Source organism: Sphingopyxis sp. L1A2A, assembly GCF_005502465.1.
Lineage (GTDB): Bacteria > Pseudomonadota > Alphaproteobacteria > Sphingomonadales > Sphingomonadaceae > Sphingopyxis.
In genome coordinates this window covers 122,173-132,888 of sequence record NZ_SCOT01000002.1, presented here as the reverse complement: position 1 = coordinate 132,888, position 10,716 = coordinate 122,173, and the positions used below count along the sequence as shown (strand labels likewise).

Here is a 10,716-nt window from a genome sequence, read left to right as displayed (position 1 = left end):
CGGGCGTATCCGATCAACGAGCCTCCCGCGGACGGGTTCCGCGCGTCAGGAATCGACGCCGAACAGATCGCGGCTGTAAACCTTGTCCGCGACGTCGGCCAATTCATCGCTCACCCGGTTCGCGATAATCACATCGGCCTCGGCCTTGAACGCCGCAAGGTTTTGCACGACGCGCGAATTGAACAACCGGTCGTCCGCGATCAAGGGTTCATAGACAATCACCTCGACCCCTTTCGCCTTGATTCGCTTCATCACCCCCAGGATGCTGCTGGCGCGAAAATTGTCCGATCCCGCTTTCATCGCCAGCCGGTGGATGCCAACCACGCGCGGACGGCGCTTGAGCACCTCTGCCGCGACGAAGTCCTTGCGCGTCGTGTTCGACGACACGATCGCCTGGATCAAATTTTGCGGTACCTCGCGGTAATTCGCCAGCATCTGCTTGGTATCCTTGGGCAGGCAATAGCCACCATAGCCAAAGGAGGGATTGTTATAAAATTGACCGATCCGCGGATCGAGGCAGACGCCCTCGATGATCTGGCGCGAATCCGCATCGTGCATCGCCGCATAGGTATCGAGTTCGTTGAAGAAGGCGACCCGCATCGCAAGATAGGTGTTGGCGAACAATTTGATCGCCTCGGCCTCGGTGTTGCCGGTCATCAAAACTGTCGTTTCGGGCTTCAACGACGCTCCGAGCAATAGCTGGGCGAACTCGGCGGCGCGCGGATGGGTGTTGCCGACGATGATCCGCGACGGGTGAAGATTGTCAAACAGCGCACGCCCCTCGCGCAGGAATTCGGGCGAAAAGACGATCGCATCGCTGCGATGCGCGGCGCGCATCCGTTCGGTAAACCCGACCGGGACAGTCGATTTCACGACAATCATCGCGCCCGGCGCCAATTTCAATGCGTCGGCGATCACCGACTCGACCGAACCGGTGTTGAAATAATTGCTGTCGGGGTCGTAATCGGTTGGCGTCGCAACGATAACGAAATCGGCGCCGTCATACGCCGTCTGTTTGTCGGTAGTGGCGGTCAGATCGAGCGCGCCGTTCGCCAGATAATCCTCGATTTCGGGATCGGCGATCGGCGAGACCCGCGCGTTGATCTGATCGACCTTGCGGCCGTCGATGTCGAGCGCGACGACTTGATTGTGCTGCGCCAGCAGCACCGCGTTGGAAACGCCAACATACCCCGTACCGACAATAGTGATTTTAACGGGCGTGTGCGGCACTGGCGGTATCCCTTTTTAATCCTGGCTGCCCCCCTAACAGGCAGGGTCGGATCGCTCAACCGCGTCGCCATTTCGCCATGGCCGTATCATGATCACGTTCCGCAAAAGGTCGTGTAGGCCGCGGCATCGCTCGGCGCGGGATGCGCGAACTCGCGCCATTCAGCGCGGCCGACATAGGGGTTCCGAACGACCTCCAACAGCGCAGACCAAGGCGCCATATCGCCAGACTCGGCCGCAGTCAGCGCGGCCTCGACCCGGTGGTTGCGCGGAATATACAGCGGATTCACCGCATCCATCGCGTCGGCGCGTTCGAGCGGGGCAATCGCTTCGCGTTCAAGATGTGCCCACCAGTCCGCAATCCACGGCGCCATCGCCTCGGCGTCGGGCAACAGCGCCTGCATCAAATCGCCGTCGCCGCGCAGCAACTGCGACAATGCCCGAAAAAACGACGTGAAATCCACGTCATGCTGTTCGAGCTCGCCGAATAGCGAGTCGATCAGATGACCGTCAGCCTCGTCCGCCTGCACCAGCCCCAGCTTCGCGCGCATCCGTTCGAACCATATCGCGCGGAACCGGTCGGGAATCGCATCGACCATCGCCTTAGCCCGATCGACGTCGACGGGATCGACCGCATGGATCGCGGGCAGCAACGCTTCGGCAAAGCGCGCCATGTTCCAGTGCATGATCTGCGGTTGGCGGCCATAAGCATAGCGGCCGTTCGCATCGATCGAACTGAACACTGTGTTCACCGCAAAACGGTCCATGAACGCACAGGGGCCGTAGTCGATGGTCTCGCCACTGATCGCGACATTGTCGGTGTTCATGACGCCGTGGATAAAGCCGATGCCCAGCCAATGCGCAACGAGCTCGCATTGCAGACCGATAACCCGGTCGAGCAGCGCGAGGTGCGGGTTCGCGGCTTCGGCGAGATCGGGAAAATGACGGCGGATGCTGTAATCGGACAGCTGGATCACATGGTCGGCGCCAAAATGCGCGGCGAAAAACTGAAAGGTACCGACCCTTATGTGGCTGCTGGCGATCCGCGTCAGCACCGCGCCCGGATGCGCCTGCTCGCGCTGGACGCGGTCGCCGGTGGCCACCGCGGCGAGCGACCGCGTCGTCGGCACTCCCAAGGCGGCCATTGCCTCCGACACCAGAAATTCACGCAAAACCGGTCCGATGGCGGCCTTGCCGTCGCCGTTGCGCGAAAAGGCGGTGGGCCCTGACCCTTTCAGCTGGACATCAAACCGCGCCCCATCGGGCGCGACAATCTCGCCGATCAACAGCGCCCGACCGTCGCCGAGCTGCGACGAGAAATGGCCGAACTGATGCCCGGCATAGGCAAAGGCGAGTGGGTTTGCGCCATCGGGCAGATCGCTACCCGAAAAAATGCCCGCAAGCCGGCTGTCCTTGGCCTTCCCGACCACAAGCCCCAGACGCTCGGCCAGCGGATGGTTGAACGCCAGCAACGCCGGCGCCGATGGCTTGGCCGCCTCGGCGGGCGCGTAAAAGCCCTCCATCGCGGCGTGAAAACTATTGTCGAATGCGAAATCCATCGGGCGCTCCCAGTTGCCCCCCTATGTCGGACCTCCGCGCCGCGGTTGCAAGTTTCGCGGTCGCTGCGATCATGGTCCGCCGCTTGGTTCGCATCCTTTGACCCCGGTCACTGGAAGTTCAGCCAGAACAAGTTAGCATTGGCTCCGCTGTAAACGAGCAGACTGCCGAAGGGACATCTCGACTTGATGACGCCGAACGACTTTCGCCGCGCCGGCGATGCACCATTGTCACGGTTGCAGCGCTTTTTCGATGCATTGGGCAAGGGTGTCGAGGGGGTTCTCGACGCGAATTATGTGATCCCATCGCAATTGGTGATCGACGGCAAATCGGGATTTACGCTGCGCGGCAACGGCCATCGCATCAAGCTGGCTGACGGCGCCCCGACCGGGTGGGGGGGGTCGGCCATCTACATGGTGCGGTGCACCGACTTCCAGATTGTCGACCTTGTCTGCGACGGCAACCGGATCCGCCGAAAGGTGGCCGAGGATCCGGCGCATGTCATCGTCGTCGACAAATGCCACCGCTGGACGTTTCGCGACGTTCACGCGGTGAATGGCACCTGCGATGGATTTTTCATTTCGGCCGGCGGCAATAAAGCGGGGAGCGGTCCGAATGGCGCGGTGTCGCTGGACGATTGCCCGTCGAATTGGAAAATGGAGCGGTGCGTTGCACTCAACAACTATCGTCAGGGCGCGTCGATTATCGAGAGCATCGGCGGCCTGATAAGCGGCGGTCGATACGGTTTGACCGACGGCATATTGGACGACGGCAGCGGCCCCGGCGCCGGCATCGATCTGGAACCCGACAATCAGCCGGGCTGGCCGCCGAACCGGATTCGCAATATTCGAATTCACAATGTGCTGTTCGATCGCAACCAAGGGCCCGGGCTGCTGATCACCCGGGTGAACGGGGTTCGGAACATCGAAGTGAGCGATTGCACCTTCGACCAGAACCGAAAGGCAGCGATCGAAAGCGTCGGCGACGAGGTTGCGATCCTTCGACCGCGCGTCAAAGGGTGGAGCGGCGCAGCCTATACGCGCCGGGCCGCGGCCCCTCCGAAACGTGGTGCCATAGACATCGGCTATCAAGCCGGGCCGACCAGGATCGTCGATCCGGAATTTCAGACCACGAGCCGGACGGGAACGACGGCCAACCCGTGCATCTATGTGCACGGCGGCGCCGCGGCGAACATCAGCATCACCGGGATCAAATCAGATGGGTCGGCTTCGATCATCTGTGGCGCCCATTCGCCGCACGTCCGCGTCAGCCACAGCGTGATAGATCTTCGCAACGCCACCCAGCAGGATGCCTTTACATTTCTGGGCGACTACCCTGTTTTTGAAGAGGTGATGCTGCTCGGGGTTTATCGGCGCGCGGCTTATTTCGGCGGCAAGAGCCCCCGGATATCGAACAACAAATTCTATATCCGCGCTTCCGATCCGGAAAGCTCGGTCATCAGCGCATGGGACGCGCAGAGTCCCGAGTTTCGGGCAAATCTTGTCGAGTATGAGACACGCGATGCATCGATCGTGTTCGGGATCGGCCCCGATGCCGTGGTGATCGACAACATCGTCATCAACAGTGGCAATCCCACCGCCTTCTCGTTCACGGCGGCTCCTCGGTTGTCGTCGGGCAACCAGATGCTGAAAGCCCGGCCGGTTCGATAGGTCCGGATTTGCCGGGTTGCCGCGAAATGTCGTCCCCGGGCGCGGGCAAAGCATGGTCGGCAAAGCGCATCGACGCGGGTTGTGAAGGCCGGATTCTACTTGGCCCCGATGCCCCGGATGACAACCAGAACGGTCTTGAACAGAATCGCGAGGTCAATCCACATCGAGAAATTCTTGATGTAGTAAAAATCGAAGCGAAGTTTGTCATGGACCTCGCTGATCCCGGCGACATGGCCCTGGTTTACCTGCGCCCAGCCGGTCACGCCGGGACGCACGATATGCCGATAAACATAAAAGGGAATTTCCCGTTCGTACCATTCGGACAGGGGCTGCGCTTCGGGGCGCGGGCCGATCCAGCTCATTTCGCCGCGCAGGATATTATAAAGCTGCGGCAGTTCGTCGATCCGCGTTTGGCGAAGAAACCGGCCGATCCGGGTGATTCGATCGTCGTCATCCTTGGTGATAGCGGCATCGACCAGGTCGCCGTTCGTCGACATGGGCTCTGCAACCCGCATGGTACGAAATTTCAGCACGCGAAACTGATGGCCGCGATATCCGATCCGCTCTTGCCGAAAAAACATCGGCCCCGGCGAATCAAGCCGGATCAACAGGCCGGTGATCAACAGCGGCAGGAAAAGGATCGGCAAAACCGCCAACGTCAGCACAATGTCGAACAGCCGCTTTCCCTTTGAATAGGAATTGCTCGGAATCAGTGACCCCAGGCTGTTTTCCGACAGATGTTCGATCCGAACCTTGCCGGTGCGCGCTTCCCATACCTGTTTATAGTGATAGACGCCGACGCCATTGAGCGCCGCAACCGCAAAGGCGCGTTCCCACTCCGGCAAATGGTCGTGATGAAGATCCGCAACAATGATCGCCCGCGCATCGTTTGGAAGCAGCGGCTCGTTCAGGATGACGCACACCGTCTCAAGCTCTTCGCGAATACGTTCGACATCGCCGCCGGGCACCAGATAATAGCGGTTGGTGTCGCGCCGTGGCTCGAGCGCGCCAATGATAAAGCGCGTGGTCAACACGCACAGGAACGTCACCGACAGCAATACCCCGCTGTAAGGGGCGCGGATGAACAGGATCAGCAGCAGGGCGATCGCATAGGTGATTGCCATGGCCGGAAAGATGTAACTCACCCCGACCGAGCCGGGGAATGTACCGAATTTGCGCGCCGAAATGACGCCGACAATCGTGACGATCGTCGCGGTCAGGGTCGATACAATGACCGCCTCATTCGATGAGATCACCGACAGATTGCCACGCGTCAGGATGAAAACCGGCACGAATACGCCGAAAGCAAGGCAGAGCAGCAATTGCACGCGCAGCAACGCGAGCCATTGCGACCATTTGTGGGCCGGCTGGACCGGATGGTCGATTGCCTTCAAAGGGAAAACCTTCTTTCGCAGATCAGCAACGCCAAGCAAGCCATTGGCCGCAACAGCGGTCGGGGTGGATCCGGCCGACGCATCATTGGCCGGGTGCAATCCCTGCCTGTTTAACATGGTTTTCTCATAAAGTTGCTTTTCGTCCGACGCAACGCGTCCGTTCGAGGTTGTCTTTGAACAACGATCCGCTGCGCAACCGTTTCGGTCGACCTCGGCAGGGCGCTTTCGACGCGCTAATAGCCTGATAACAAAGCCCCGTCAGCCCGAAAATCGCTGCGCGCCCGGCATCCATCGCGCAAACGCCCCGCATCGCCGGGATTCAGGTCGGTTGCGAGCCGATCAACGCCGCACGCATATGTCGATTGATAACCCGGACGTCGAACTTCCGCTCGACCAGCGCGCGGCCAGCCGCGGCATGCTGGGTGGCGAGGCCGGGTTCGCGGGCGTAGCGGATCATCGCATCGGCGATCGCTGGTGCCGATCGAACCGGCACGAGCATGCCGTTCACGCCGTCCACCACGGTCTCACGGCAACCGGGAACGTCGGTGGTGATGACCGCCAGGCCGATTGCCATCGCTTCCTGGGTGCTGCGCGGCAGGCCTTCGCGATAGGACGGCAAGACGAACACATCCGATTGCGCAAGATAGGGGCGGACATCGTCGACTTTGCCGGTCCAGGTGATGACCCCGGCCTCATGCCAGCCCTGCACGGTCGCTTCGGTCAACGAGCCCGGGTTGGAATCGACACCGCCGACCAGCAAGACCTCGACGTCAAAGCCTTGCTCGCGCACGATTTTAGTCGCTTCGACAAGCTCGACTACGCCCTTCTCACGAAGCAAACGTCCCACCCAGATGAAGGTGAGCCGCCGCTGCGCATCGCGCGGCGTCGTTCGCAGCGGAAAGCGGTCGAGATTGACGCCGCTGCCATCGACCAGCATGGCGCGGTCGCGCGGCGCGACCCCGCTTTTGACCATCAGCTCGAAGTCATCGGGATTCTGGAAAATGACCCGATGCGATAGCCGGAACGCGAGCCAATACAGGCTGTTGACGACAGCCTTCAAAACGCGCGCCTTAGCGGATGTGCCGCGGTCGGCGTCGATGAAAACGAACCCAAGCCCCGCCACCATGACCACGCGGCGCGGAACGCGCGCAAGCCATGCTGCGATCGCGCCATAAATGACCGGCTTGATGAAATAGCCGAAAAAGATGGCGGGACGGATACGCCGGAACACCCGATACAAAGCGACGAGGCTTCGCATATCGCGCACCAGGCTCAAGCCGTTTCGTTCAAGCGATATGGTCATCGGGATCGCGCCGAGTTCGATCACCCTGGCCTCTTTCGCGGCGTCATAATCCGGCGCCAGCGCATAGACGCGCCACCCCTCGCCGACCAGTTGCGCGATCAGGTCGCCGCGAAACCGATAATGCGCCTCGGCATAGCCCGACAGGAAGATGATAGCGGGCTCGGTGGTCGGCGCTACGGCTGGCACAACGGATCCTCGTCATTTTGGGGGAGACGGCCCCCTAGGCCGACGGCGGCGGTAATTCAATATCATACGACGGCCGGTCTGGAATTGGCGGCAGCCAAACGCCTTGCACGTTGATTTCACCTCTTTCATGCGGCAGAGGGTCAACGATGAACAAGCCCGCGAAGTTGTTTCAACTCGAACTGAACGAAATCAATTTCGATTTCGTCCAGCGCTACGGCGCGATCGACGAATTGCCGAATCTGAACCGCTTGATCAAGCGCCACGGGCTGATCGAGACGACCTCGGAATCCCGCTATGAAGAGCTGGAGCCGTGGATTCAGTGGGTCACCGCGCATACCGGTTTGCCGTTCAAACAACATGGCGTTTTTCGGCTGGGCGATATCGTCGAGCATGACCTTTGCCAGATCTGGGAATGGCTGGAAGAGCGCGGCGTTGTTGTCGCCGCGACCAGCCCCATGAATGCAAGCAACCAGACGCGCGATGCGGCATTTTTTCTGCCGGATCCATGGACGGACACGCGCGTGACCGGATCGGCGCTGTTGAAGCGCGTGATGGTGGCCGCCTCGCAGGCGGTAAACGAAAATGCCGGCTCCCGGCTTAGCCCCCAATCCGCGGCAGCTCTGGGGCTCGCTGTTCTGCGCTATTGCGGAATTCGCGAATATGGACAGCTCGCAAGCTATGTGACGCGCGCCGCCCGGGGCGGCAAATGGGCGCTGGCGCTGATATTGGACGAGCTTCTGACCGCGATCACCATTTCGGAAACGCGCGCAAAGCGGCCCGGCTATGTATCGCTTTTCCTGAACGGCGGCGCGCATTTACAGCATCATTACATGTTCAATTCTGCCGTTTATGATGGCCCGCACCGCAACCCCGAATGGTTGCTCCCGCACAGTGACGACCCGATCCTTGGCGTGTACCGGCAATATGACCGACTGGTCGGGCGCATCGAGCAAGCACTCCCCGACTATCGGCTGATGATAGCAACCGGGCTGCATCAAAATCCCTATTCCGAAGAATGCTATTATTGGCGGCTTGCCGATCATGACGCCTTCCTGCGCGAGATCGGGTGTAGCAATTTTGCGGTGCATCCTCGCATGTCGCGCGATTTTCTGATCGATGCCGGCACGGCCGACAACGCCCAGGCCATTCAGCGCCGCCTCGACGCGGCCATCGGCGCCGACGGCATGAAGCTGTTCGACGTCGACAACCGCGGCGACAGTCTGTTTGTGATGCTGACCTATCCCAAAGACATCGCGAGCGGCTTTGGCTTCGTGGTTGATAACGAGCATTTTGCCAATCTGCGCCGCCATGTGAATTTCGTCGCGATCAAAAATGGCGAACATGATGGCATCGGCTATCTGGTCGACACGGCAGAATGTGCCGACCGGCTGTCGACGTCGCGGATCGCGCTCGCCGATTTGCCGTCGCGGGTCGCGGCGCATTTCGGGTTGACGTGGCCGGAGCGTTCGATGGCGTTAAACGCCGTCGCCTGACGCCGCCTACCGCGCGGTTGGCGAATCCAGCCACGCCTGAAACATCAAAATATCCCAGATATGGTAGTGCATGCGTCGACGGCCGCTGCGCGTGTCGGACCACATACGGGTCACCGCATCGACATCGAAGAATCCGTCACGCTTGAGCCGGTCGGGCGCGAGCAAATCATCCGCCCAGTCGCGCAGCGGGCCGCGCAGCCAATGTTCGATCGGCACGCCGAACCCCATTTTCGGGCGCTCCATCATTTCGCGTGGAACATAGCGGTATAGAAGCTGGCGCAGCGGCCATTTGGGCTGTCCGTCGCGGATTTTATATGCGAGCGGCAGCCCGAGCGCGAACTCGACGACCCGGTGATCGAGCAACGGAACGCGCGATTCCAGGCTAAATGCCATGCTCGCGCGATCGACCTTGACCAGAATATCGTCGGGCAAATAGCTCCGCATGTCGAGATACATCATGCGGTCGCGGAAATCCCCGTTCGACGGCCAGCCGGAATCCGTCGTCGTCAATATCGTCGGCGGCTCGTTTGCGCCCAGCACCAGATCCGTCGGCCGCTTGGCATGGGATACCAGCGAGCGATAAAAATCATCGGCGCTGTCGACGTCCAGCACGTCGGCAAATTTGAGCAGCCGATCGCCGACCGCCATCTTGCGCAACCGTTCGGGCGCGATCCGCATCGCCGCGTCGATGGCGCCTGCCGGCGTCATCCGCAAGGCGCCTGCCGCCAGCTTACGCATTCCGCGGGGCAGCACCCCAAGCCGTTTCCAGAGGTCATATCCCAGCGTGTAGCGGGTATAGCCGCCAAACAGTTCGTCGCCCGCATCGCCCGACAGGCTGACGGTCACCTCGCTGCGCGCGAGGCGGCTGACCAGCATCGTGGGAATCTGAGAGGAATCCGCGAAAGGTTCATCCCAATGATGCGGCAGGACCGGTATTTGCGCCAAGGCATCGTCGGGGGTGACATAAAGCTCAGTGTGGTCGGTGCCCAGATGCGCCGCCACGCGTTTCGCATGATGCGCCTCGTCATATTCGGCTTCCGAAAAGCCAATGGAAAACGTCTTCACCGGGCGCGACGACTGGCGCTGCATCAACGCGACAACGGTGCTGGAGTCATAGCCGCCCGACAGGAAGGCGCCCAGCGGCACGTCCGCTGCCATCCGGATACCCACGGCGTCGAGCAGCAGCTCCTCGAGCGCGTCGACCGCCGCGTCGGGCGAGCCCACGAACGGAGCGTCGCGGCCCTCCCGCGCTTTTTCGGCAATGTTCCAATAGGCCACCGGCTCGCCGGGCGCCGCGTCGTCCGTCCCGACCTCCAGATAATGACCGGGCGGCAGTTTGCGGATGCCTTCAAAGATCGAATAAGGACCGGGAACATAATTGTGCCGCAGGAACAGCGCCAGCACATCGCGGTCGATGCCGCCCTGCCAGCCGGGATGCTGCCGCAGCGCCTTCAGTTCAGAACCGAACAGCAGCGCGCCGCCCTGCATGCCATAATAGATCGGCTTTTCGCCCATACGGTCTCGCGCCAGGATCAGCTTGCGTTCGGCACGGTCCCAAAGCGCGAATGCGAACATGCCGTTCGTTCCAGCGTTCCCAGCACACCCCAGGTGGAAAAGCCCTGTAGCAAGGTTTCGGTATCGGAATGACCGCGCCATTCAATGGCGCCCCTCGCTTCAAGCTCGCGCCGCAGATCGAGGTGATTGTAGATTTCGCCGTTGTAGCTCAGCACATAACGGCCGTCGTGGCTCGCCATGGGCTGGTGCCCCGCCGCCGACAGGTCGATGATCGCCAGACGACGATGCGCGAGGGCGATCCCCGCTTCACCGTCAACCCAATAGCCATCACTGTCGGGTCCGCGATGGACGATCGTGTCGGCCATGCGCCG

General features: G+C 61.1%; 6 protein-coding genes and 1 pseudogene. 2 read left to right on the top strand and 5 right to left on the bottom strand.

Annotated features, from left to right (window positions below; translation table 11 throughout):
• Positions 1–45 precede the first annotated feature (45 nt).
• Both FFS68_RS02165 and FFS68_RS02160 read right to left on the bottom strand, forming a co-directional pair.
• Positions 46–1,230 (bottom strand): nucleotide sugar dehydrogenase, encoded by a 1,185-nt coding sequence (locus FFS68_RS02165; RefSeq protein ID WP_137751658.1) that lies wholly within the window; start codon positions 1,228–1,230, stop codon positions 46–48.
• Between the two features lie 92 nt (positions 1,231–1,322).
• Entirely contained in the window at positions 1,323–2,786 is a 1,464-nt protein-coding gene (locus FFS68_RS02160) for a protein adenylyltransferase SelO (protein ID WP_137751657.1), read from the bottom strand.
• A 186-nt stretch (positions 2,787–2,972) separates the two neighbouring features.
• Here FFS68_RS02160 and FFS68_RS17775 point away from each other — a divergent pair, with 186 nt between their 5' ends.
• Complete coding sequence (locus tag FFS68_RS17775) at positions 2,973–4,454, top strand: hypothetical protein (RefSeq protein WP_171003711.1); 1,482 nt, start codon at positions 2,973–2,975, stop codon at positions 4,452–4,454.
• Between the two features lie 95 nt (positions 4,455–4,549).
• Here the strand turns inward: FFS68_RS17775 and FFS68_RS02145 are convergent, their stop codons facing one another.
• Both FFS68_RS02145 and FFS68_RS02140 read right to left on the bottom strand, forming a co-directional pair.
• On the bottom strand, positions 4,550–5,848 hold the full coding sequence (locus FFS68_RS02145; protein ID WP_171003710.1) for a sugar transferase: 1,299 nt from the start codon (positions 5,846–5,848) through the stop codon (positions 4,550–4,552).
• Between the two features lie 319 nt (positions 5,849–6,167).
• On the bottom strand, positions 6,168–7,337 hold the full coding sequence (locus FFS68_RS02140) for a glycosyltransferase family 4 protein (protein ID WP_137751653.1): 1,170 nt from the start codon (positions 7,335–7,337) through the stop codon (positions 6,168–6,170).
• Positions 7,338–7,483: 146 nt separating this feature from the next.
• On the opposite strand from FFS68_RS02140, the gene FFS68_RS02135 reads away from it, so the two are divergent.
• Complete coding sequence (locus FFS68_RS02135) at positions 7,484–8,830, top strand: hypothetical protein (protein ID WP_137751652.1); 1,347 nt, start codon at positions 7,484–7,486, stop codon at positions 8,828–8,830.
• 6 nt (positions 8,831–8,836) lie between these two features.
• On the opposite strand, the pseudogene asnB reads toward FFS68_RS02135, so the two are convergent.
• Positions 8,837–10,710: pseudogene (asnB, locus tag FFS68_RS02130) on the bottom strand (asparagine synthase (glutamine-hydrolyzing)).
• Between the last annotated feature and the right edge of the window lie 6 nt (positions 10,711–10,716).